The 21,814-nt window shown below is 64.3% G+C and carries 21 protein-coding genes; 10 read left to right on the top strand and 11 right to left on the bottom strand.

Annotated elements, in window-relative coordinates; genetic code table 11:
* Positions 1-45: 45 nt before the first annotated feature.
* Positions 46-855: a transglutaminase-like domain-containing protein gene (locus tag LB571_RS22125; RefSeq protein WP_015314441.1), complete on the bottom strand. Its 810-nt coding sequence runs from the start codon at positions 853-855 to the stop codon at positions 46-48.
* Between the two features lie 211 nt (positions 856-1,066).
* On the opposite strand from LB571_RS22125, the gene LB571_RS28820 reads away from it, so the two are divergent.
* Complete coding sequence (locus tag LB571_RS28820; RefSeq protein ID WP_015314442.1) at positions 1,067-1,192, top strand: hypothetical protein; 126 nt, start codon at positions 1,067-1,069, stop codon at positions 1,190-1,192.
* A gap of 198 nt (positions 1,193-1,390) precedes the next feature.
* Complete coding sequence (sugE, locus tag LB571_RS22120) at positions 1,391-1,705, top strand: quaternary ammonium compound efflux SMR transporter SugE (RefSeq protein ID WP_015314443.1); 315 nt, start codon at positions 1,391-1,393, stop codon at positions 1,703-1,705.
* 158 nt (positions 1,706-1,863) lie between these two features.
* On the opposite strand, the gene LB571_RS22115 is transcribed toward sugE, so the two are convergent.
* On the bottom strand, positions 1,864-2,292 hold the full coding sequence (locus LB571_RS22115; RefSeq protein WP_015314444.1) for a DUF6481 family protein: 429 nt from the start codon (positions 2,290-2,292) through the stop codon (positions 1,864-1,866).
* Positions 2,293-2,627: 335 nt separating this feature from the next.
* Here LB571_RS22115 and LB571_RS22110 point away from each other — a divergent pair, with 335 nt between their 5' ends.
* Positions 2,628-3,689: an LLM class flavin-dependent oxidoreductase gene (locus tag LB571_RS22110; RefSeq protein WP_224597942.1), complete on the top strand. Its 1,062-nt coding sequence runs from the start codon at positions 2,628-2,630 to the stop codon at positions 3,687-3,689.
* A 49-nt stretch (positions 3,690-3,738) separates the two neighbouring features.
* On the opposite strand, the gene LB571_RS22105 is transcribed toward LB571_RS22110, so the two are convergent.
* Both LB571_RS22105 and LB571_RS22100 read right to left on the bottom strand, forming a co-directional pair.
* The gene (locus LB571_RS22105) at positions 3,739-4,575 is read right to left on the bottom strand and encodes a helix-turn-helix domain-containing protein (protein ID WP_224597939.1); all 837 of its coding nucleotides are present in this window, start codon (positions 4,573-4,575) and stop codon (positions 3,739-3,741) included.
* A 94-nt stretch (positions 4,576-4,669) separates the two neighbouring features.
* A complete protein-coding gene (locus tag LB571_RS22100; RefSeq protein ID WP_140789958.1) occupies positions 4,670-5,236 on the bottom strand; it encodes a carboxymuconolactone decarboxylase family protein in 567 nt (188 codons plus the stop codon).
* Between the two features lie 302 nt (positions 5,237-5,538).
* Here LB571_RS22100 and LB571_RS22095 point away from each other — a divergent pair, with 302 nt between their 5' ends.
* The 4 genes from LB571_RS22095 (at position 5,539) to LB571_RS22080 (ending at position 9,481) form a co-directional block, all read left to right on the top strand.
* Complete coding sequence (locus LB571_RS22095) at positions 5,539-6,708, top strand: AI-2E family transporter (RefSeq protein ID WP_015314446.1); 1,170 nt, start codon at positions 5,539-5,541, stop codon at positions 6,706-6,708.
* Positions 6,709-6,778: 70 nt separating this feature from the next.
* Positions 6,779-7,612: an arylamine N-acetyltransferase family protein gene (locus LB571_RS22090; protein ID WP_224597936.1), complete on the top strand. Its 834-nt coding sequence runs from the start codon at positions 6,779-6,781 to the stop codon at positions 7,610-7,612.
* Positions 7,609-8,610, top strand: coding sequence for an LLM class flavin-dependent oxidoreductase (locus LB571_RS22085; RefSeq protein ID WP_224597933.1), 1,002 nt, complete (start codon positions 7,609-7,611; stop codon positions 8,608-8,610). Before LB571_RS22090 ends, LB571_RS22085 begins: the two co-directional genes overlap by 4 nt.
* A 76-nt stretch (positions 8,611-8,686) precedes the next feature.
* A complete protein-coding gene (locus LB571_RS22080) occupies positions 8,687-9,481 on the top strand; it encodes an inositol monophosphatase family protein (protein WP_224597930.1) in 795 nt (264 codons plus the stop codon).
* Between the two features lie 46 nt (positions 9,482-9,527).
* On the opposite strand, the gene LB571_RS22075 is transcribed toward LB571_RS22080, so the two are convergent.
* Entirely contained in the window at positions 9,528-10,547 is a 1,020-nt protein-coding gene (locus LB571_RS22075) for a LacI family DNA-binding transcriptional regulator (protein WP_015314450.1), read from the bottom strand.
* A gap of 221 nt (positions 10,548-10,768) precedes the next feature.
* Here LB571_RS22075 and LB571_RS22070 point away from each other — a divergent pair, with 221 nt between their 5' ends.
* The 3 genes from LB571_RS22070 to LB571_RS22060 are packed head-to-tail and all read left to right on the top strand — an operon-like array spanning position 10,769 to position 14,630.
* Entirely contained in the window at positions 10,769-12,355 is a 1,587-nt protein-coding gene (locus LB571_RS22070; RefSeq protein ID WP_224597928.1) for a sugar ABC transporter ATP-binding protein, read from the top strand.
* Positions 12,352-13,665, top strand: a complete 1,314-nt coding sequence (locus LB571_RS22065; protein ID WP_224597925.1) for an ABC transporter permease — start codon at positions 12,352-12,354, stop codon at positions 13,663-13,665. Before LB571_RS22070 ends, LB571_RS22065 begins: the two co-directional genes overlap by 4 nt.
* Positions 13,662-14,630 carry a substrate-binding domain-containing protein gene (locus LB571_RS22060; protein ID WP_224597922.1) on the top strand — a complete coding sequence of 323 codons (969 nt, stop codon included), beginning with the start codon at positions 13,662-13,664 and terminating at the stop codon, positions 14,628-14,630. The genes LB571_RS22065 and LB571_RS22060 overlap by 4 nt, the downstream gene beginning before the upstream one ends.
* A 116-nt stretch (positions 14,631-14,746) precedes the next feature.
* On the opposite strand, the gene LB571_RS22055 is transcribed toward LB571_RS22060, so the two are convergent.
* The 6 genes from LB571_RS22055 to LB571_RS22030 are packed head-to-tail and all read right to left on the bottom strand — an operon-like array spanning position 14,747 to position 21,808.
* Positions 14,747-15,208: a MarR family winged helix-turn-helix transcriptional regulator gene (locus LB571_RS22055; RefSeq protein ID WP_140660160.1), complete on the bottom strand. Its 462-nt coding sequence runs from the start codon at positions 15,206-15,208 to the stop codon at positions 14,747-14,749.
* On the bottom strand, positions 15,205-15,789 hold the full coding sequence (locus tag LB571_RS22050) for an amino acid synthesis family protein (protein ID WP_015314457.1): 585 nt from the start codon (positions 15,787-15,789) through the stop codon (positions 15,205-15,207). Before LB571_RS22050 ends, LB571_RS22055 begins: the two co-directional genes overlap by 4 nt.
* Positions 15,782-16,666 (bottom strand): UPF0280 family protein, encoded by an 885-nt coding sequence (locus LB571_RS22045; RefSeq protein ID WP_015314458.1) that lies wholly within the window; start codon positions 16,664-16,666, stop codon positions 15,782-15,784. The genes LB571_RS22050 and LB571_RS22045 overlap by 8 nt, the downstream gene beginning before the upstream one ends.
* Entirely contained in the window at positions 16,666-18,207 is a 1,542-nt protein-coding gene (locus LB571_RS22040) for a 6-hydroxynicotinate reductase (protein ID WP_224597920.1), read from the bottom strand. Before LB571_RS22040 ends, LB571_RS22045 begins: the two co-directional genes overlap by 1 nt.
* Positions 18,204-20,957, bottom strand: a complete 2,754-nt coding sequence (locus tag LB571_RS22035; protein WP_224597918.1) for a molybdopterin-dependent oxidoreductase — start codon at positions 20,955-20,957, stop codon at positions 18,204-18,206. The genes LB571_RS22040 and LB571_RS22035 overlap by 4 nt, the downstream gene beginning before the upstream one ends.
* Entirely contained in the window at positions 20,954-21,808 is an 855-nt protein-coding gene (locus tag LB571_RS22030; protein ID WP_224597916.1) for an FAD binding domain-containing protein, read from the bottom strand. Before LB571_RS22030 ends, LB571_RS22035 begins: the two co-directional genes overlap by 4 nt.
* Positions 21,809-21,814 lie beyond the last annotated feature (6 nt).

Here is a 21,814-nt window from a genome sequence, read left to right as displayed (position 1 = left end):
GTCGGGTCGTTCAATGTGTTCGAAACCTGCTGACGGGAAGGCCGGCTATTCCTGGATCTCGTCGGTCCACACTTTGAAGCCCGCAAGCAACCCTGGCCCGAAGATATGGGTTAGCGGCACATCCGCCGCGTCGCGGCCGGAGGCGATCAGGATGCGGCCGATGCGTGGCGCGTTGTTGCGCGGATCGAAAGCGTGCCAGCGGCCGCCGAGATAAACCTCCATCCAGGCGCAGAAATCCATGCTCGCCCAAGGCTTCGGCATGCCGATGTCGCTGATGTAGCCTGTGCAGTAGCGCGTCGGGATATTGAGTGCCCGGCAAAACGTGACGGCAAGATGCGCGAAATCGCGGCACACGCCGCTCCGTTCGCGCCAGGCTTCCGCGGCGGTGCGCGTCACCCGTGCGTTGCCGTAGTCGAAGACGATGTGGTTGTGGACGAAATCGCACACCGCCTGCACGCGCGGGATGCCTGATGGCATATGGCCGAACAGCCGCCATGCCTCGCTTGCCAAGAGGTCGCTTTCGCAAAACCGGCTGGGCAGCAGGAACAGCAGCGTTTCAGCCGGCAGGTCGCGCACCTCATGCTGCCACGCCATCAACTCGCCCATCTCGAACGTGCCGGAGTCGCGGATCACCGCATCCGTACCGAAAGTGAAACGCCCGGGCGGGGCGACGAGCCGGTTGCACCAGTTGCCGAAACTGTCGCGATAACTCTCAATCGGCACTGGCGGGTTGGAGGTCAGGAAATCCGGGCGCTCAAGATCGGAGGCGCGGGAATAGTGGACATTGAGCATTGAGATGAGCGGCGTTTCCTGCGGAAAGTCGAAGCTCATCTCGCAGCCGATATGGATCCGCATTGTCGTCCTGACGGGCCTGCCTGACGATCACCCGGCGGTGCACGGGTCGATGCTGCAGTGCGAAGACAAGCATGGCATGGACTGCCGGGGTTTACGAGCAAATTAGAAACCGGTTGAAAGCGGCCTGCCGGCGCCGGCAGCAGGCACTCGCCTCTTGCAGTCTGGCGTTTGTCTTGTTTCACTCCGTTTCCCGCAACTGGAGGAACGAATCATGGCTAAAGGTGCGATGAAGGCAGGCAAGGAAGCCCGCAAACCAAAGAAAGACGCCAAGAAGCCTGTAGCCGCTCCGGCCCTGAAGGCGCCGCCGGTCAAGGCGACGAGGATCAAGGAAAAGTAGATATCGCAGAGCGTGCATGGATTTCACCGGCGGCGTCCGACATACCGCCGGCGAATTGTTGATTGGGCGTTCAGACACCCTATATCGACGATGCGGGGACGACCTCGCATTTCCCGAAATCCGGTTGGGACGGCCCGCCCATTGTTTGATTGAGCATCCGAAGACCTTTCGGCCGGGTGTTCTGGATGGAGCGTTCCGATGCCATGGATTCTTCTGTTCTTCGCCGGCCTGTTCGAAATCGGCTGGGCGATCGGGCTCAAATACACCGACGGCTTCACCAGGCTTGTTCCGACCGTGCTCACGGTCGCGTCGATGATCGTCAGCTTGACCTTGCTTGGCCTGGCACTGAAGACGCTGCCTGTCGGCACCGCCTATGCGGTGTGGACCGGTATCGGCACCGTCGGCACGGCGCTGCTCGGCGTCTGGCTGCTGGGCGAGCCCGCGACGGCGATCAGGCTCGGCTGCATCGCGTTGATCGTCTGCGGTATCATGGGGCTGAAATTCGCGGCCTGAACGGCCTGTCCACCGGCTGACGCTATCGATCGAGCTGACATCCATGAATCGACATCCCTGGATGCAGGGAGGCTTCCCGTGGGCAACACCGATAAACGCGAAAAAGGGCCGCGCCTTGGCGCGTCCCTTATTCATCATCCATCGAGGCGAGTGCGCTGTTAGCGACCCGTAAAGCCGGGCGGTGTCCTGCCGGTGCGCTGCTTGCGTGCCGCATAGCGTGCGTCGCGCTTTGCCTTGCGCTCGGCTTCATCGGCAAGCAAACGAGCAATACGCTCGTTCTCTTCAGCTTCCCGAAGCTTGGCATCCGCTTGCGCTGCCTCTTCGGCTGCAATGCGCGCAGCTTCGGCTGCTGCCTCGCGCTCGGCTTTCTCAATCGCCTCGCGTGCCAGCTTTTCCTGCTTCAGCTTGGCCTTCTCGGCCTCGCGGATCTCACGAGCCGCAAGGATCGCCTTGCGTTCGGCCTGTCGTGCCAGCACTGCGGGATCGTCTGCTGCCGGCTTTGACTTGAAGCGCTCCAGAAGCGCCTTCTTTGCCTCGGTCGCGGCATTGCGCCGCTCGAAAATGTCTTTTTCCCTGTAGATAGCCAAGTCCACTTCCTTGAAGTCTATTCGCGACGCTTACATACGCGCGAAAACCGGGAGTTCAAGCGCCAAAAAGGCATGCCAGCCATGAAATTCCGGGATGTTGCACCCGGGAGACGCATTTTCCGCCGAAATCGACATGCACTGTTCACCAGCCAGCCTCTGGCGGCGCGAGGGACGCGTCGCTACCTCTGGAGCATGATGCCGAAAAGGGGGAAGCGGTTTTCGGACGACATCAGGCTCTATCTCTTCGATTTAGCGTCGGATTCGGATTTCAGGTCGAACAGAGCTGAAATCATCCCACCCTAGCGCAACGATCAACACATTGGGATGACATCCAAATGGAACTCGGTCTCTACACTTTTGCCGATGTGAGCCCTGTGCCGGGTCCCGGCGCCATCGGTCCGCATGAGCGGCTGCGCAACCTGATCGAGGAGATCGAACTTGCCGACCAGGTCGGGCTCGACGTCTTCGGCCTCGGCGAACACCACCGGCCGGACTATGCCGCCTCGGCACCGGTCGTGGCTTTGGCCGCGGCGGCGGAGCGTTCGAAGCGCATCAAGCTGACCAGTGCGGTGACCGTATTGTCCTCCGACGATCCGGTGCGCGTTTTCCAGCAGTTTTCCACGCTCGACCTTCTGTCGGGCGGCCGCGCCGAGATCATGGCCGGGCGAGGTTCGTTCATCGAATCCTTCCCGCTGTTCGGCTACAACCTCGAAGACTATGACGAGCTGTTCGCCGAAAAGCTCGACCTGCTGCTGGCCATCCGCGATCAGGTGAAGGTTACCTGGTCGGGCAGGCTGCGCGCGCCGATCAACGATCGCGGCATCTATCCCAGGCCCTTCCAGGACAGGCTGCCGGTCTGGATCGCCATTGGCGGAACGCCGCAATCGGCCGCTCGGGCGGGCGCGCTCGGCCTGCCGCTGGCGCTTGCCATCATCGGCGGCGAACCGGCACGCTTCGCGCCGCTGTTCGACCTCTACCGTGAGGCCGCCAAGCGCGCTGGCGGCGATCCGACGGGGTTGGCGACCAGCATCAACGTGCATGGCTTCATCGCCGACACGACCGAGCAGGCGGCGGACGACTTCTACGGCCCCCAGGCCGAGGTGATGAACCGCATCGGCCGTGAGCGCGGCTGGGGTCCGACATCGCGCGCGCATTTCGACCAGTCGCGTGGTCCCGACGGCGCGCTGTTCGTCGGCAATCCGGAGCAGGTGGCGGAAAAGATCGTGACCCAGCACAGGGTGTTCGGTAATGACCGCTTCCTGCTGCAGATGGCGATCGGCACCATGCCGCACGCCAAGATCATGAAGGCGATCGAGCTCTACGGCACCAAGGTGGCGCCGATCGTGCGCAAGGAAACCGCGAAATCCGCGCCGCCCGTGGCGGCGCCTGTCGCGTGAACTTAAGGAGGCCCGCGAGCCTCATTCCATGAGCCCTGGATGAGGATGCTTATCGCGTTGCCCGGTGTACGGCCGCATCCATCATCGCGGCATGATGGATTTCGGTCGCCTCGTCGGCTGGGAACAGGCACTCGATGCGCAGTTCCTGGGCGGCGACGATTTGGGGAGTGCCGACCGTGGTGACCATCGAAAAGTAGTCCAGGCGGCGACCGTCCTTGATGAAGCCAAGCGGAATGACCGGCATGAAGCCGATCGCCACCGGATTTTTCCAATCGCTGTTCACGTCCGGGTAGGCGAGCAGCGCCGCCAGCAACTCCCTGGTCTTTTCGTCGACGACGCGGCCGATGGATTCGCGATAGACCCGCTCGAACAGGCTCCGCGCCACGTCAGGCCAATTGGCGACGAACGGGCGCATGCCTTCGGGATCGAATATGAGGTGGAGCATGTTGCGCGGCCCTTCCCGAGCGGCCATGTCGAGGAAACAGCCGAAGAAGAGCGGTGCGGCTTCGTTGGTCATCAGCACATTCCAGTACCGGTCCATGACCAGCGCCGGATAGGGTTCATGCTGGCGCATGATGCGCGTCAGGGCATCGGTGACGCTCTTCATTTCCATGGAGTTCCAGGCGCCTTCGGAAAACATCGGCGCGTAGCCCGCCGCCAAAAGCAGGGCATTACGCTCGCGCAAAGGGACATCGAGCGCCCCCGCGATCGCCATCAAGGTCTCACGGCCGGGAACGCTGCGTCCGCTTTCGATGAAACTGATCTGCCTTTGCGAAATGCCCGTATCGAGGGATAGATCAAGCTGGCTTCTGCCACGCACATCGCGCCAGTAACGCAAGAGCGTGCCCAGGTCGGGTGTCATGGCCGTTCTGGAGTTGGTCTTCATGCCCGCTGTCCTCGCAGTCCCTCGAACGATACACGCGATGCAATCACGCAGCGACGGCGCATGGCACCAGAAGATCCATGCGCCGTCGATCGGGTCAGGCGGCAATCGCGGCGGCGGGAGACCATGCCTGCGGCTGGAAGCGCTCTTCGATCGGCGTGCCGGCCATGTTGGTGGTGGTTGCCGCCATGGTGGAGACGCCGACGCCGGTTACCACTTCCAGGATCTGGGCTTTCGAATAGCCCGCCGAAGCAAACGCATCGATGTCCGCGTCACTCACGTTTCCCTTGTTTTCGATCAGCGCCCTCGTCAGGGCCGAGAGTGCCGCATATTTTGGGTCCGTCGGCAACCTGCCATCCCGGATCGCCTTGACTTCGCTTTCCGCAATCCCATCCTCGATGGCGAATGTCGAATGCGCGGCGACGGTCCAGGGGCATTTGATGGTGACCGCGTTGGTCAGCAGCAGCACCTGCTTTTCGATCTCGTCGAAGCTTCCGCCGTGGAAACTGCCGAAGCTGCTGACGAAACCGTTGAGGAGAACCGGATTGTTGGCCATCGTCGCCATGACGTTCGGAAGAAAGCCAAACTTCTCCTCAAGCGCCTTCAACGCGGGCCTGGATTTCTCCGGCGCCGACTCGGTTGTTTGAAGGGTAAATCTTTGCATCGTGATGTCCTCTTTCAGGGGTGGGCGTAATCGTGCCGGCGACATCCTCGCCGCGCCGGCCTTGCGAGCCCTTGGGCTGCAAAGGCCTGCTCCCGTACTAGGCCCGCCGCCTGCCCGGACTCAATTACACGGCATGTAATCGTGGAACGCTCGCAGCCGAGCCGTCGGTTTGAGCTATATTGACGGCGCCGCCGCTCGAAGGCGGCCACGCCGTCAGTGCCGGCTAACGGAACCTTGAAGCCGCGCTGGCGTTTCCGTCTGCGGATTGCATCAGTTGTGATGTGCCCGCCGAGGGGATCGCGATGAAGGCCGAACCCACCGCTTTGGGCGCAGGCGTTGCCGAAGCCGAAGAATCGCGAGTGGCGGCGCGTGCCGATACGCGTCTCATGCGCTCGTTGCTCATCGGTATCTTCCTGTTCATGACCGTCTATGCGCTCTATTTCGCGCGCGCTTTTTTCATGCCGGTCATCCTGGCCTTCCTGCTGGCGCTGACGCTGACCCCGATCGTGCGGCTGCTGCGCAAGCGCGGCATTCCCGAAGTGGTTTCGGCGACGCTTCTGGTGCTTGTGTCCATCTTCGTCTTCGCAAGTGCAGGCTATGTGCTCAGTGGGCCTGTCATCGATCTCATCAACAACACATCGTCCATCGGCCAGCAGCTGACCGAGCGATTGGCGCAGTTGCGACGGCCGCTCGAGAGGATCATGGACATCGCGCACCAGATCGAGGGGCTGACCGAGACATCGCAGGAACCGGGTGTGCAAAAGGTCGCGGTAGCGCAGTCCGGCTTCTTCTCGTCGGCGGCGAGCAACATCCTGTCGGCTGGAACAAGCCTGACCATCATCTTCGTGCTGTCGCTGTTCCTGCTCGCCTCGGGCACAATGTTCTACGAGAAGATCATCCAGTCCTTCGCCAGCCTCACCGAAAAGAAGCGGGCGCTGCGCGTCGTCTACGACGTCGAGCGGGAAATCTCGCACTATCTGCTCACCGTCACCATCATCAACACCGGCCTCGGCACGGTCATCGGCCTCGGCCTGTGGGCGCTCGGCATGCCCAATCCGTTGGTCTGGGGCGCGGCGGCCGCCCTGCTCAATTTCCTGCCCTATGTCGGGGCCATGATCACGCTTGTCCTGGTCACCGTCATCGCGCTCATCACCTTCGACACGATCGCCTATGCGCTGTTGGCGCCTGCTTTCCTGGTTTTGTGCGACATCATCGAAGGCCAGTTCGTGACGCCGATGGTGGTCGGGCGGCGGCTCGAGATCAACGCCGTGGCGATCTTCATCGCCATCGCATTCTGGTCATGGCTGTGGGGCTTCGTCGGCGCGCTGATGGCGGTGCCGCTGCTGGTCGTCGTCAAGGTGTTCTGCGATCATTTCGAGAGCCTCAGCCATGTCGGCAATTTTCTCGCCGCCCAACACACCGCGGTCGTTGAGGACGAAGCCGACGAGCAGGACGCCGCGGCAGCCGGATAACCGGCGCACGGTTTGCGACGGCGGGATCGAATGCCTATATCCGGCCGATCAGTGCCCGGTGCCCTTCCCGATGAACGACGTTCCCTTCGACCTCGACGCCTATTTCGCCCGGATCGGCCATGCCGGTTCCGGGCACGCTTCGCTCGACACGCTGAAGACGCTCCATTTCCTGCATCCGCAGGCGATCCCGTTCGAGAATATGGATCCGTTTCTGGGACGCCCGGTCGGACTGGATGTCGCCTCGCTGCAGGGCAAGATCGTCCTTGGTGGGCGTGGCGGCTATTGCTTCGAGCACAATCTCCTCTTCATGCACACGCTGAAGGCGCTCGGCTTCAAGGTCGGCGGCCTTGCCGCGCGTGTGCTTTGGGGTCAGAGCGAGGACGCCATCACGGCGCGTAGCCACATGCTTTTGCGCGTCGAACTTGACGGCCACACCTATATCGCCGACGTCGGATTCGGCGGCCTGACGCTTACGGCGCCGCTGCTGCTGAAGCCCGGCCGGGAACAAAAAACGCCGCACGAGACATTCCGCATCATCGAGGCCGGCGATCATTTCCGCCTGCAGGCCTTGATCGGCGGCGACTGGCGCTCGCTGTATCGCTTCGACCTGCAGCCGCACTATGAGGTGGACTATTCCGTCGCCAATTACTTCCTGTCGACCAACCCGGCATCGCATTTCCTCACCTCCGTCATAGCGGCCCGCGCCGCGCCCGACCGGCGCTATGCGCTGCGCGGCGATCGCCTATCGATCCATCACGTCGATGGCCGCGCCGAGCAGAAGCAGATCGCCACCGCCGCCGAACTTGCCGACACGCTGGAAGGCCAGCTCGGCATCACCATTCCCGACCGCAAGGCCTTCGACGCCCAGGTGCGCGAGAAGAAGATCGTGGAGACCAGTATATGACCGAACTTTCCGTTCTCGACCTGTCGCCGATCGTCGAAGGCAGCGATGCCTCGCAATCGCTCGCCAATTCGCTCGATCTCGCCCGCCACGCCGAGCGGCTTGGCTACAAGCGCTACTGGCTGGCCGAACATCACAATATGCCGGGGATCGCCAGCGCGGCCACATCGGTCGTCATCGCCCATGTCGCCGGCGGCACCAAAACCATTCGTGTCGGCGCCGGCGGCATCATGCTGCCCAACCATGCGCCGCTGGTGATCGCCGAGCAATTCGGCACGCTCGCCGCCCTGTTTTCCGGCCGCATCGACCTTGGCCTCGGTCGCGCTCCCGGCACCGACATGAACACGGCGCGCGCGCTGCGGCGCAATCTCGAGGCTGGCGCCGACAATTTCCCGCAGGATGTCGTAGAGCTGATGGGCTATTTCCTGCCGGCCGAGGAAGGCCAGCGTGTGCGCGCCGTGCCCGGCGAGGGCCAGACGGTGCCGATCTGGATTCTCGGGTCGAGCCTCTACGGCGCGCAGCTCGCCGCCATGCTCGGCCTGCCCTACGCCTTCGCCTCGCATTTCGCGCCGGCGGAACTCGATCATGCGCTGGACATCTACCGCTCGCGCTTCCAGCCGTCGGAGCAGCTCGAAAAGCCGCATGTCATGCTCGGCCTCAACGTCTTCGCGGCACCCACCGACGCAGAGGCGCGGCTGCTGTTTACCTCGCTGCAGCAGGCCTTCGTCAATCTGCGCACCGGCAGGCCCGGAAAATTGCCGCCCCCGGTCGAGAACTATGACCGGGATCTCGACCCGATGGCCAAGTCCATGCTCAGCCAGGCGCTGTCCTGCGCCGTCGTCGGCTCACCGGAAACAGTCCGGCAAGGCATCGATGCGTTCGTGCGACGCACCGGCGCCGACGAGTTGATGGTCACGGCGCAGATATCAGACCACGCCGCTCGCGTGCGTTCCTTCGAGATTTTGGCCGAGGCGCATAGATCGTTGTCGCAAGCGGCCTGAAACAGGCGGCCTGGAGCTTTTGCCGACGTCGATGCTCTGCTAAGTGCGGGTATCCTTCGCCACAGCGAGCCTTGCCTTGCCCCATGATCTCGATAGACGCGAGCAGTTTGCCATCAACCTGGCGCGGCGCGCCGGCGAACTCGGCCTGAAATATTTCCGCGATCTCGACAGCCTGACCATCGAGAGCAAAGGCCATCAGGACCTGGTCTCGCAGGCCGACCGCGAGGTCGAGCTGTTCATCCGCGCGGCAATCGCCGCCGACTATCCGCAAGACGGCATTATCGGCGAAGAGCACGCCTCGGTCGCCGGCTCGACCGGCCATGCCTGGGTCATAGACCCCATCGACGGCACCGCCAATTTCGTACGCGGCATTCCGGCCTGGTGCGTGGTGATCGCTTGCGCAAGAAATGGCGAGACGATCGTCGGCGTCATCCACGAGCCGTCGACCGGCGAGACCTTCCACGGAAGGCTGGGCGGCGGCGCCTTCGTCAACGGCAAGCCGATCAAAACGAGTGCGGCCAGCAGCCTGCAAGAGGGCTCGGTGGGCACCGGCTTCTCAAACCGGGCCGAAGCCGAGAACATCGCCGTGCTGATCAAGAAGATCCTGGCCGAGGGCGGCGTCTTCTTCCGCAACGCGTCAGGCGCGCTGATGCTTGCCTATGTCGCCTCGGGCCGGCTGCTTGGCTATGTGGAAGAACACATGAACCCCTGGGACTGCCTCGCCGGCATGCTGCTGATCGAGGAGGCCGGCGGCACTGTGCTGAAGGCGGATCCGAAGACAGTGCTGCAGAAAGGGACACAGATTATCACCGGCGGCAAAGGCGTCTTTTCGAAGCTGCAGGAACTGTGTTCCGGGGTCTTCACGCCCTGATCAAATCCCGGGAATTGCCCGAAACCGCTTCACACTTTCGGCATGCTCAGGCGCTCACGCTCTGCACCACTGTCCCCAGCGGGCGGCATGAATTGCGGATCATCAAACGGCCCTTGAGGACGAGCTTGCGCGGCGGCGCGTCCCTGTTGCCGGCGAGACGGTCGAGCAGCAGATTGGCCGCCTGTTCGCCGATCGCCTGCACCGGCTGCGCCACCGTCGTCAGTTGCGGCTGGAACACGTCGGACCAGGGAAAATCGTCGAAGCAGGCTACCGAAATGTCCTCCGGACAGGACAGGCCGATGTCGCGGATCGCCTTCATCGTGCCGATCACCATCGGGTTGTTGGCCGAGAAGATGGCGCTTGGCCGCTCATGCAGCGACAGCAGCTGCATGGTCGCGTTGTAGCCGTCGATCTCGTGGAAATTGCCGGAACGAACCAGTTCCTCGGCCACCGGCAAGCCGGCGGCCTGGAGCGCCTCGCAATATCCGGTCATCCGGTCATGCATGGGTGAAATATCCGAGGTGCCGGTAATGTAGCCAATCCGCCGATGGCCGAGATTGATCAGATAGCTGATGGCGTCGAACACCGCGCGCTGGTTGTCGAGAACCACGGCGTCGGTGTCCACACCCTCGCACAGACGGTCCAGCAACACGACCGGCACATTGGCGTCGACGACGATCCGCTCGAGGATCGCGCCGCCACCGACGCGGGCCACGATAAGCCCGTCGACCATGCGGTCGAGCAGCAGCCTGATCTGGTCGTCCTGGGTGTTCAAATCCTCGTCAGTGCAGCACAGCATGACGGCATAGCCGGCGCGGTCGAAGGCCTGCTGGATCACCGACACGACGGCGGTGAAGAACGGGTTGGTGATGTGCGGGACGGTCAGGCCGATGGTGCGGGTCGTGCCCATCTTCAGGCTCCGGGCGATAGCGTTGCGCTTGTAGCCGATATCGCGGATTGCCTGTTCGATACGCTGGCTGAGTTCCGGGCTGACGGTCGCCGTACCATTGATCAGCGCCGACACGGTGGCGACCGAGACACGCGCGGCCTCCGCCACGTGAAGCATGGTGGGCGCGGTCGATTTGCGCTGTTTTTTTCGCCCTGACGCTGTCATTTTCGAAACGTTTCGTCCCCCCTCTGCCGCCAATACCTACGGAATCCGGTCTTTTTAAGCAAGAATCGAAATGCATCAAACTTCTGGCACCTGATATCGGCTTGACACTATCGAAACGTTTAGATTAGCGTTTGCCTGGAGTTGACGACGACGGAAGGGAGGCCGCCATTGTCATGCAAGAGAGCAGTTCCCCTTCTTCGACGCGCAATGCGGCATCGGATCGGCCGGACATCGTTCTGAGCGCCGAGCACATTTCCAAGAGCTTTGGCGGCATCGCCGCGCTCGTCGATGTCGGCTTCGAACTGCGACGCGGCGAGGTCCATGCCCTGATGGGCGAGAACGGCGCCGGCAAATCGACGCTGATGAAGATCCTCTCCGGCGTCTATACCGGCTATGAAGGCACGGTCAGCGTCGATGGCCGGCCGGTCGGCTTCGCCGGCGTGCGCGACGCCGAGGATGCCGGCATCGCCATCATCCACCAGGAACTCAACCTGGTGCCGGAACTCAGCGTCGCCGACAACATCTTTCTCGGCCGTGAAAAGCTGATCGCCGGGCTGATCGTCGACCGCAAGGCGAGCAGCCGCGCGGCAAGCGCCCTGCTGCAGCGGCTCGGCATCGAACTCGATCCGGACGCTCGCGTCGGCGCCTTGCGCGTCGGCGAACAGCAACTGGTCGAGATCGCCAAGGCGCTGTCGATGTCGGCGCGCATCCTGATCATGGACGAGCCGACCTCGGCCCTGTCGCCGGCCGAATGCCAGCGGCTGTTCCGCATCATCGGCCAGCTTGCCGATAGCGGCGTCGCCATCGTCTACATTTCGCACCGCATCGACGAGGTGATGCATCTGGCCGGTCGCGTCACCGTCTTCCGCGACGGACGCCATGTGCTGACGCGGCCGATGGCCGAACTCGACGAAAACACCATCATTTCGGCGATGGTCGGACGGGACCTGCTCGCATCCTCCCAAGGTGAGCGGGATCCCGGCGGCAGGACCGTGCTTTCGGTCAGCGACCTGTCGCTGTCGAAGCCCGACCGCCAGGGCTGGCGGCAGGTGGTCGGCGGCGTCAGCTTCGATCTGGCCGCCGGAGAAATCCTCGGTATTGGCGGGCTGCTGGGCTCAGGCCGCACCGAGATCATGGAAGCGATCTTCGGCTCGAGCGATGGCCGTGCCGGCGGCGAGATCCGGCTCGACGGCCAGCCAGTGGATATCCGCTCGCCGCGCGATGCAAGACGCCTCGGCATCGCGCTGGTGACCGAGGACCGCAAGACGCAGGGCCTGCACCTGCAGGCCTCGATATCGGACAATGTGGCGCTGCCGCTGGTCGGCGCGCTGGCGCGCTTCGGCATCCGCTCGCTGGCCGGCGAGCAGGGGCTGGCGCGGCAGGCGGTCAAGGCGCTCGGCATACGCTGCCGGGACATCGACCAGCCTGCCGGCACGCTGTCGGGCGGCAACCAGCAGAAGGTCGTCATCGGCAAGTGGCTGGCGACCAGGCCCAGGGTGCTGTTGCTCGACGAGCCGACGCGCGGCATCGATGTCGGCGCCAAGCGCGAAATCTACGACCTTATCTTCCGGCTGGCGCGCGATGGCCTGGCCATCGCCGTCATCAGCTCCGAGCTGCCGGAATTGCTGCATCTTTCCGACCGCATCCTGGTGATGGCCGACGGCCGCCAGACAGGCATCCTTTCGCGCGACGCGGCGAGCGAGGAGGCCATCATGCGCCTCGCTGCACCGCGCCGGACCCTATCGAGACCCGCCGCATGACCGCACTGAAACTCCTGTCCCGCACCAAGCTCTACTGGGGCCTGATCGCCATCTTCCTGATCGGCGTGCTGGGTTCGCCGGTGAGTTCCAAGGGCAACAACATCTTTCTGTCCTACGGCAATCTGCTCGACGTGCTGCGCCAGGTGTCGACCACCGGGCTGATCGCCACCGGCATGACCGCGGTGATCATCACCGGCGGCATCGACCTTTCCGTCGGTTCGCTGATGGCCATCTGCTCGGTGGTGTGCGCCATGCTGCTGACGGTTCCGGGCGTGACGCCCGGTGTCGTGCTCGGCGTGCCGACCGTCGCGCTGGTCGCGCTGTGCCTCGGCTTCGTCGTCACGCGCTTCATCTTCCTCAATGTGGAGAAGTCCCGCGCCAGCGCGGATGCCGCCGTTCGCGATGTCAGGCTGGATACCGTTCGCGGGCTGGTCACGCCGGCAACCGTCGGCGTCGTCCTGTGCTGTCTTTCGCTGTGGTACCTGTTGCCGCAGATCGAGCCCAAATTCGGCGTTCTCGGCGTGCTGCTGGTGGCGCCCTGCGTCGGCCTGCTGTTCGGCGCCATCAACGGCTTCATCATCGTTGGCGGGCGGCTGCAGCCGTTCATCGTCACGCTGGCGATGATGGTGACGGCGCTCGGCATCGCCCGGCTCACCGCCGGCCAGAACAATGCCGTGCTGCCGGTCTATACCGGTTCCAACGCAACCGCCGATTTCGAGCTGCTGCGCTCGCTGGTGTTCGGCGTCATCCCGATGCCCGGCCTGTTCTTCCTCGGCGCCATTGTCATCTATGGCGCGGTGCTGCGCTTCACGCCCTTCGGCCGCTATGTCTATGCGATCGGCGGCAACGAGGAGGCGGCCAGGCTCTCCGGCATCGCCGCCGGCCGCGTCAAGATCGCCACCTATGCCATATCAGGCCTGCTCGCCGGAATCGCCGCGGTGCTCTACGTGGCGCAGTACCGGCAAGGCAAGCCGGATGCCGGCGCTGGGCTGGAACTCGACGCCATCGCGGCCGTGGTCATCGGCGGCACCAGCCTGATGGGCGGACGCGGCAGCCTGATAGGCACCTTCTGCGGCGTGCTGATCTTCGGGCTGCTGTCCAACATATTGCAGCTCCACAACATCAATTCGAACCTTCAGCTGGTGCTGAAGGGGATGATCATCATCGGCACCGTGCTCGTGCAGGAGCGCAATGCCGGCGATCTCATGGCCCATCTGCGCCTGCCCGGGGCGGCGCACAAGGAAACGGCCGCCGCAAAACGGCCGTCGCAAGAGACACCGTCTCTCAATCTCGGAGGAAACAAGAAATGAAACGACGTGACATGCTGAAGCTTGCCGCACTCGGCGCGGCATTGCTGACCACCACGGCACTGCTGTCCACCGCCCATGCCTTCGCCCAGGACAAGAAGTGGAAGATCGGCTTTTCGCAGGTGACCACCATCGAGCCCTGGCGCGCCCAGTTCAACAAGGACATCATTGCCGAGGCCGCCAAGCATCCGGAGGTCGAGCTGATCATCACCGACGGCGAGGACAAGACGGAGAAACAGGTCGCCGACGTCGAGAACCTGATCCGCCAGGAAGTCGACGCGCTGCTGGTCTCGCCGAAAGAATCCGCCGGCCTGACCGGCGTCGTGCAGCAGGCGATCGACGCCAAGATCCCGGTCTTCGTGCTCGACCGCAATGTCGACACCAAGGACTACACGCAGTTCGTCGGCGGCGACAACAAGCTGATCGGCCGCGCGGCCGGCGAATACGCCGTCGAACTGCTCGGCGGCAAGGGCAAGGCAGCGGGCAATGTCGTCGAGATCTGGGGCGGCATGGGCACCCAGCCGGCGCATGACCGCCATGACGGCTTCCATGAATTCACCGACAAGGAACCGGGCATCAAATATTTGCTCGACCAGCAGTCGGGCGACTGGAAGCAGGACCAAGCCTACAATCTGATGGCCAACGCGCTGAAGACCAACGAGAAGATCGATCTCGTCTACGGCCACAACGACCCGATGGCCTACGGTGCCTATCTGGCCGCCAAGGATGTCGGCCGCGAGAAGGACATCAAGTTCATCGGCATCGACGGCCTGCCCAACGAAGGCGTGCAGATGGTGAACAAGGGCGAGCTGACGGCGACCTTCACCTATGTGACCCCAGGCGCGGAAGGCTTGCGCCAGGCGATCAAGTTCCTCAACGGCGAGAAGGTGGAAAAGACCATCACCTTGCCGACGCAGAAGATCACCAAGGAAAACGCCGCCCAGGTGCTGAAGGACAACGGCCTGTGAGTTTTCGCCGGAGATAAGCGCCGGCCCAAGGTCCAGGTTCTTCGTCCGAGGGACAGCTTGGCACCTTCCTCTCCCCCGTCGATCGGGGGAGAGGAAAGGACCTCGCCGCCGCCGCTCTACGCCAGCTTCGCCAGCAGCTTCATGAAGGTGGCGATTTCCTTGTTCGTGAGCGGCGCCAGCGTTTCCTGTGTGATTTCCCGGGCAAGCGGGATCAGCCGCTCGATCGCGTCGCGACCCTCGGCCGTCAGATTGACCAGCAGCCGCCTTTTGTCGACCTCATGCCGGGACAGCTCGACCAGGCCACGCGCCTTCAGCCGGTCGATGACGCCCTTCACCGTCGCGGCATCCATGGCGATCAACGTGCCAAGCTGGTTCTGCGAGGTCTCGCCGACATCGCGCAGCTTGGCCAGTGCGGCGAATTGCGGCGGCGTCAGATCGGCGATACGGGCGGCGAAGATCGAGACATGGCGCTGGTGCGCCTTGCGCAGGATGAAGCCGACCTGTTCCTGCAGGAGGTAGTCGTGATCGTCGGCCTCTTCGGTCTCGACCAGCTTGAGCAGGTTGTCCTCGCCGCTCACCGCAGCCCGTCCCAGGCTTTTATGTCATCCGCAGCGAGGCCACCCATGCGGTTGTGGATGCGCGGGCCACAGGTCATGGCGAGGCAGAACAGTATCTCGTCAGGACGCGGGCCGTCGCTGATGCCGACCTCCATGGCGTCGAAATGGCTGCGCACATAGGCGGCGTTGATGTGGCCGAGCGGTACGTCGAGCTTTGATCCGAAGGCGCCGACCTTCTTGGCCGAGGGCACGATCGCCTTGGCATCGCCCAGCCGCTCGCGCATCGCGTAACCGCCGGGTACATGCCACAACGCGCCATGTTCCAGCTCGCCTGCGCTGCCGACAATGGCGCCCTTGCCGTAGCCGTCGATCTGTTTCACGTCGCCGCCGAGCGCCGCGATCAGCCGGTCGGCAAGAAGCAGGCCGAGCGGCTTCAGATCGTCCATGGCGCTCTGCAGCTCCTCGACATAGCGCCCGGCGAAAGGGTTCTTGACCACCGCCATGGCGGCGGCACGCCGGCGCGGCACGTCAGTGACAGGCCCACCGTCGTGAAAAATCTCTTCGCTCAGCACCGCGATCTTGCGGATCGGAAACTCAGGCATGGGCAACTTCCTCCGGTTCATGCTTGTTGGGCGGGCCGAGTGCAACGGAGCCGCTGATACGGGCCTCCCCACCAAGAAACAGCGCCGATGCGGCAATCAGGCCGCGCCGCCGAAAATCTTCGGCGACGGCGAGGCCATTGTCCAGCGCCCGCGCCACCTCGCCAGAGGCAAGCGTGCCGACGCCTTGTGTCACCAGCCGTGCGCCAAGATCGCTGTCGGGCGACAGGTCGCTTGCGGGAGTGCGCCTGATGGCGGGATTGCCGGGCAGGTCGACGGCGTTGGCGATAAGCGTCGCCGCCGCATCTGCCTCGGCGCCGGTGCGCGCGAGCACGGTGACGGCATCGGCAATGCCAAGCGAGAAGGAGCGGCCACGCCAGCCGCTGGTTGCGACACCACGCACCCCATCTTGCGCGCGGATCGTGATCCGGTCGGCCATGCCGTTGCCGGTCCCGGCGACCGCCAAGCCAATCGACGTGGCCTTGTCGAGATGGAGGGCGCTGTCGCCGCCATTGTTGACATAGGCGCGGTCGAGCTTGCGGCCGGCAAGCAGCGCGGCAAGCATTTCGTCGGCTACCGATCCGGCGACGGCGGCCATCGGCGTGATGAAGCATTCCGCCAGGGGCATGACGGCTGCTTCCATGCGGCGCGCCGTCGGGCCGGTGAAGGTTCGCGGCGCCAAGAAAAATGCTGGGAGGCGCAGTTCGGGAAGCTCCTCGACCAACTCGATCAGGATCGTCTGGAAGCGCGCGACGGCTTGGGCATAGGCGGCGCGACACTCGTCAGCCTCGCCAAAGGCCTCGACGATCAGGTCGATCGGCCCATGGTTGAGATGCAGCCGCTTGCCATCCTGCAGCCAATGCGCTTGCGGGCCTTCCATCAGCCGGCCCCATCCGAGCCCGCGCGGCGCAACTGCGCCAGCGGCGGCCATGGATTGCTGGCCGGGGCACCCGTGCCGCGCCGGGGATTGAGGTACTCGCCGCCCTTGGCGACAATATCCGCGACGCTGCGGATTTCGGCCTCATAGCCGCCAAGCCTGACATAGTCGTCGCGGCGCAGCGTGAACTCGATCGGCGCCACCAGCGCCGGCGTCGGCACATAGCCGAAGGCGCCTGGCGGAACTCTGGTGACATCGACCATCAGCGTGATGCCGCCGCCCGGCCAGACATAGACCGGCGCGCCGCCGACGGTGACGTAGGTTTTCAGGCCTTGCACGGAACGGGTGAGATTGACCGGGTTTTCAGTGACGCCGGCACGCAGCGACCCGCCGGCGCCGCCGATGAACAGCACGGTGCACAAAGCCGGCTCGCAATTGTCCTCGATCAGGTTGACCGATTTTTGCAGCCGCTCCGGAAACGGTTTTTCGACCGGTTTCAAGTCGTCGTCGAGCTCGTAATAGGCGAACTGCTCGCCGGTGGTCGAAACCATCAGCAGCGACAGGCCCGGCCGCGCGCCCTTCTTGGCGTTCCATTCGCCGAGGATCGACAGCGGATCTGAAATGCTGGTGCCACCCCAGCCGAGGCCGGGCTCGGAGACCTTGAAATAGCGGCCCGGCGTCGAGCGGCGGCCGACGATCTTGATACCGGTATCCTGCCAGCCCAGCACCTTGCCGGCCTGGTGTTCGGAAACGACGCCGGTAATGTGGTCGTCGACCACCACCACCTCGTCGACCAGCCCGCGCCATTGCGTGGCGAACATGCCGATGGTGGCCGAACCGCAGCCGACGCGCATGCGATGTTCCTGCTTGCCGTCGATGACGGGCGGTTTGCCGGCTTCGACAATGACCGTGGCGCCGCCGTCGATGGTGAGTTCCACCGGTTTGCAGTTGCACAGGTTGAGCAGCGCGTCGCAGGTGGCGCGGCCTTCCGCCTTGGAGCCGCCCGTCAAATGATGCACGCCGCCCAGCGACAGCATCTGCGAGCCGTATTCTCCCGTCGTGACATGGCCGATGGCTTCGCCCTCAGCCCGCACAACAGCCGTTTCGGGTCCGATATGACGGTCGGTATCGATCTTCACCTTGACGCCGCAATAGGAGAAGATGCCTTCGGTCACCACGGTGACGAGATCGACGCCTTCCACTTCCTGGCTGACGATGAAGGGAGCGGGCTTGTAGTCGGGATAGGTTGTGCCGGCGCCGATTGCCGTGACGAAGCGGCGGCCGGTGTTGATGAGTTCGCCATCCCACTGCTCGCCCTCGGCGACAAAGGGCACCATGGCGGCCCCGGTCTCGGCCGCATGGTCGAGGATGGTCAGCGGGTCCATGCGCACGATGCGGCCCGCGATATTGCCATAGCGGTCGCAGGCGCCGGTGCGTCCGTCAGCGATGTAGCACATGACGGGACAGGCGTCGCAGCGGATCTTTTCCGCCACCAGCTTCTCGCCGGGATCATGGGTTTCGAAACGCTCGGCAAGCTCGCTCATGCGCGTGCCTCCTTCTCGCGGATGGCCGCCAGGATGCGGCTTGGCGTTGCCGGCACTTTGGTGACCAGCACGCCGGTGGCGTGACGAATGGCATTGAGGATCGCCGGCGCCGTGGGGATCAGCACGTGCTCGCCCAGGCCCTTGGCGCCGAACGGCCCTTCGGGATCGGGCACCTCGACAAGGATGGTCTCGATCGGCGGCACGTCGCCGATGGTCGGGATGAGATAGTCATGCAAATTCTCGGTCCGGCCGGGGATGTATTCTTCCATCAGTGCCATGCCGATGCCTTGCGCGATACCGCCCTCGATCTGGCCCTCGACCAGCAGCGGGTTGATCGCCTTGCCGACGTCGTGCGCGGCGATGATCCTGATCAGCGTGACCGTGCCGAGCCTGAGGTCGACCTCAAGTTCGGCGATCTGCGCGCCATAGCCATAGACCGCATAGGGTTTGCCCTGGCCCTTGGCATCGAGCGGCAGCGTCGGCGGGTCGTATGTCTCCTCGGCGTGGAAGACGAAACCGTGCGCATCCACGTCGAGTAAGCCAACATCGATGCTTCGTGTCGCCTCGCCTTCGCGGATGACGATCGCCGGGCCATCCAGTTCAAGCGAAGCCTTGTCCGAGACATTGGCAAAGCGCAGGATCTTCTCGCGCAGGGCGCGTCCTGCCTTCTCGGCCGCCTTGCCGGTGACGAAGGTCTGGCGCGAGGCCGAGGTCTTGCCGGCGTCGGGACTGATCGCCGTATCGGCGCTCTTCAGCCGGAATTTTTCCAGCGGCAGGCCGAGCGCGTCGGCGCAGATCTGCGTGATGACGGTGTTGGACCCTTGGCCGATATCGACCGCGCCCTGATGCAGGATAACCGCGCCGTCAGCCGCGATGCCGACCCGGATGGTCGACGGATTGGGCAGCGAGGTGTTGCCGCAGCCATACCAGCACGAAGCGACGCCGACGCCGCGTTTCCTGTCCAGGTTGGCGCTGTTGAAAGCGTCGGCATCGGCCGTCGCCCGCGCCCAATGCGGTCGCAACGCTTCGAGGCATTCGGCGATGCCAACTCCGGACTCCAGGACCTGCCCGGTAACCGTTTCGGATCCGTTTCGAAGGCAGTTCTTCAGCCGGAAATCGAGCCGATCGATACCGAGTTTGCCGGCGAGCTCGTCATAGAGCGTCTCTTGCATGATCGTCGCCTGCGGCACACCGAAGCCACGGAAGGCGCCGGCAATCGGCCCATTTGTGTGGATGGCGCGGCCCTCGGCGCGGTAATTCGGCGTGAAATAAGGACCGGAGGCATGCACCGGCACGCGGTTGGCGACCGTCGGCCCCCAGCTCGCATAGGCGCCGGTGTTGAAATCGCCTTCGAAGATCATGCCTATGACATGGCCCTCGGCATCCGCGCCGACGGTGGCCTTCATCCGCGCCGGATGGCGCTTGGTGGTCGACATCATGGATTCGTTGCGGGTGTAGGCAAGGGCCGCGGGCCGCCCGGTCTTCAGCGCGACAAGGCCGATCAGCGGCTGCAGGGAAACGTCGAGCTTGGAGCCAAAGCCACCGCCGGTCGCGGTCGGTACGATGCGCACCTTGTCGACGGGAAGGCCGAGCACTTTTGCCGTGTCGTCACGATCCATGTAAGGCGCCTGCGTACAGGCGACGACGACGAGCGTGTCGCCGTCGAGATATGCATAGCCGGCTTCCGGCTCGATATAGGCGTGCTCGACATAGGAGGTGTCGATCGTATCGCTCGCGATGAACGCCGCATCGGCAAGTGCCGACTCGGGATCACCACGTTCGACGAAGCCCTTGGTCAGCAAATTGGCCGGGCGGTTTTCATGGATCAGCGCCGCACCTTCGGCCTGCGCATCGCCGGGCTGGAGAACATGCGGCAGTTCGGTCCAGCGGACGGGGAAATCCGACAGGTCGAGATCTAGGATCGCCTCGCGCTCGCCGGCGACCAGCGCGACAGCCTCGCCGCGAAGCCGGGCAAAGCCCTCGGCCAACGCCGGCTGGTCGGCGAACGGGCCGATAACGCCGAAGCAGTTTTTTCCCGGGATATCGGCTGCCGTGAAAACGCCCGTGATACCGGAATGGCTGCTTGCCCAGCCATCGATGTCGCCGAAGGCGAAGCCGGCATGATGATGCGGCGAGCGGATTACCAGCACCGCAAGCGCTTCGGCCGGAAAGGAATCGCCGCCGAATTTCTCGGCACCGGTCACCTTTGGCACACCGTCGAGCCTGACCGGTGACGCGCCGATGGCCTGGCCGGACCGAGGCAGACGGAAGTCCAGGCTCGCGGCCTGGAGGGAAGCCTCCATCACCGCGGTGATGATCTTGCGGTAGCCGGTGCAGCGGCAGAGGATGCCGCCCAACGCATCCTGCACCTCGGTCTCGGTCGGCCTGGGTTTCGTGTCCAGCAGCGCTGACGCCGCGACCAGCAGCGCCGGCGTGCAGATGCCGCATTGCGCGGCGCCATGCGCCAGGAACGAGGCTTGCAGCGCCGACAGGCGCCCATTGGCGAGGCCCTCGACCGTCGTCACCATAGTGCCGGAAGCGGAGGCCGCCGACATCAGGCAGGCGCAGACGGGGTCGCCGTCGACCAGCACCGTGCAGGCGCCGCAGTCGCCGGCGTCGCAGCCGACCTTTGTGCCGGTCAGCCGCAATTCGTCACGCAGCACCGAGGACAGCCGGCGCAGCGGCGGCACGTTGACCGAGACAGCGGCGCCATTGACCGCGAAGGCGATATCGGCGCGTTCCATGCTCATGCGGCCACCTTGTCGTCCGTGGGCTTGCCCGCGGCCTCAAGCGCGGCGCGCGCAACGATCTCGCGCACCGCGTCGAGCCTGTATTCGGCGCTGCCGCGCACATCGGCGATCGGCTGCAGCTCAGCCATCGGCGCGGACCGGACCGCGGCAACAAGCCCGGCGTCCAGGGGAAGCCCGAGCAGCGCCGCCTCGACACCGGCAAGCCGCCTCGCCACGGCCGAACACGAGCCGACGGCGACGGCCGCCTGCGCGACAGTGCCATTCTCGGCAACCAGACGCACCGCCACCATGGCAATGGAAATAACGAGATAGCGCCGCGCCCCGAGCTTGACGAAGGCCGATGTGCCGGCGGGCTTCGGCACGTGGATGGCCGTCAGCATCTCGCCAGGCCGCAAGGCCGTACGGCGGTTGCCGAGGATGAACGCCGACAAGGGCAGATGGCGCGTCGCCGTCGCCGAGCGCAGCTCGACCTCGGCATCAAGGACCAGCAGCCCCGGCACACCGTCGGCGGCCGGCGAGGCGTTGCAGAGATTGCCGGCGACCGAGGCGACGTTCTGGATTTGTGGTGAACCCACTTCCCGCGCGGCCTGTTTCAGCGCATCAAAGGCCGGCGGCAACGGATGGCGGATGATGTCGGTCCATGTCGTGCGCGCGCCGATGATCCAGTGGCTGCCGGTCTCGGCGATGCCGCGCAGCGCTGTCAGGCCGTTGATGTCGAGGACATTGTCACGAAACGGTTTGCTGCCCTGCGCCGGATAGAAATCCGTACCGCCGGCAAGGATACGCCAGACGCCCCCGCCAAGCAGCGCGAGCGCCTCGTCGACCGTGGTGGGTTTCGCGTAACGGATCACGCTTTC

Source organism: Mesorhizobium sp. BR1-1-4 (assembly GCF_020165375.1).
GTDB classification, from domain to species: Bacteria; Pseudomonadota; Alphaproteobacteria; order Rhizobiales; family Rhizobiaceae; genus Mesorhizobium; species Mesorhizobium australicum.
This window is presented reverse-complemented; position numbering and strand designations above follow the sequence as displayed.

Coding starts and splice junctions, on each gene's coding strand:
- LB571_RS22125 (WP_015314441.1), bottom strand. CDS start 855: ATGCGGATCCATATCGGCTGCGAGATGAGCTTCGACTTTCCGCAGGAA.
- LB571_RS28820 (WP_015314442.1), top strand. CDS start 1,067: ATGGCTAAAGGTGCGATGAAGGCAGGCAAGGAAGCCCGCAAACCAAAG.
- sugE (WP_015314443.1), top strand. CDS start 1,391: ATGCCATGGATTCTTCTGTTCTTCGCCGGCCTGTTCGAAATCGGCTGG.
- LB571_RS22110 (WP_224597942.1), top strand. CDS start 2,628: ATGGAACTCGGTCTCTACACTTTTGCCGATGTGAGCCCTGTGCCGGGT.
- LB571_RS22105 (WP_224597939.1), bottom strand. CDS start 4,575: ATGAAGACCAACTCCAGAACGGCCATGACACCCGACCTGGGCACGCTC.
- LB571_RS22100 (WP_140789958.1), bottom strand. CDS start 5,236: ATGCAAAGATTTACCCTTCAAACAACCGAGTCGGCGCCGGAGAAATCC.
- LB571_RS22095 (WP_015314446.1), top strand. CDS start 5,539: ATGAAGGCCGAACCCACCGCTTTGGGCGCAGGCGTTGCCGAAGCCGAA.
- LB571_RS22090 (WP_224597936.1), top strand. CDS start 6,779: ATGAACGACGTTCCCTTCGACCTCGACGCCTATTTCGCCCGGATCGGC.
- LB571_RS22085 (WP_224597933.1), top strand. CDS start 7,609: ATGACCGAACTTTCCGTTCTCGACCTGTCGCCGATCGTCGAAGGCAGC.
- LB571_RS22075 (WP_015314450.1), bottom strand. CDS start 10,547: ATGCTTCACGTGGCGGAGGCCGCGCGTGTCTCGGTCGCCACCGTGTCG.
- LB571_RS22070 (WP_224597928.1), top strand. CDS start 10,769: ATGCAAGAGAGCAGTTCCCCTTCTTCGACGCGCAATGCGGCATCGGAT.
- LB571_RS22065 (WP_224597925.1), top strand. CDS start 12,352: ATGACCGCACTGAAACTCCTGTCCCGCACCAAGCTCTACTGGGGCCTG.
- LB571_RS22060 (WP_224597922.1), top strand. CDS start 13,662: ATGAAACGACGTGACATGCTGAAGCTTGCCGCACTCGGCGCGGCATTG.
- LB571_RS22050 (WP_015314457.1), bottom strand. CDS start 15,789: ATGCCTGAGTTTCCGATCCGCAAGATCGCGGTGCTGAGCGAAGAGATT.
- LB571_RS22045 (WP_015314458.1), bottom strand. CDS start 16,666: ATGGAAGGCCCGCAAGCGCATTGGCTGCAGGATGGCAAGCGGCTGCAT.
- LB571_RS22040 (WP_224597920.1), bottom strand. CDS start 18,207: ATGAGCGAGCTTGCCGAGCGTTTCGAAACCCATGATCCCGGCGAGAAG.
- LB571_RS22035 (WP_224597918.1), bottom strand. CDS start 20,957: ATGAGCATGGAACGCGCCGATATCGCCTTCGCGGTCAATGGCGCCGCT.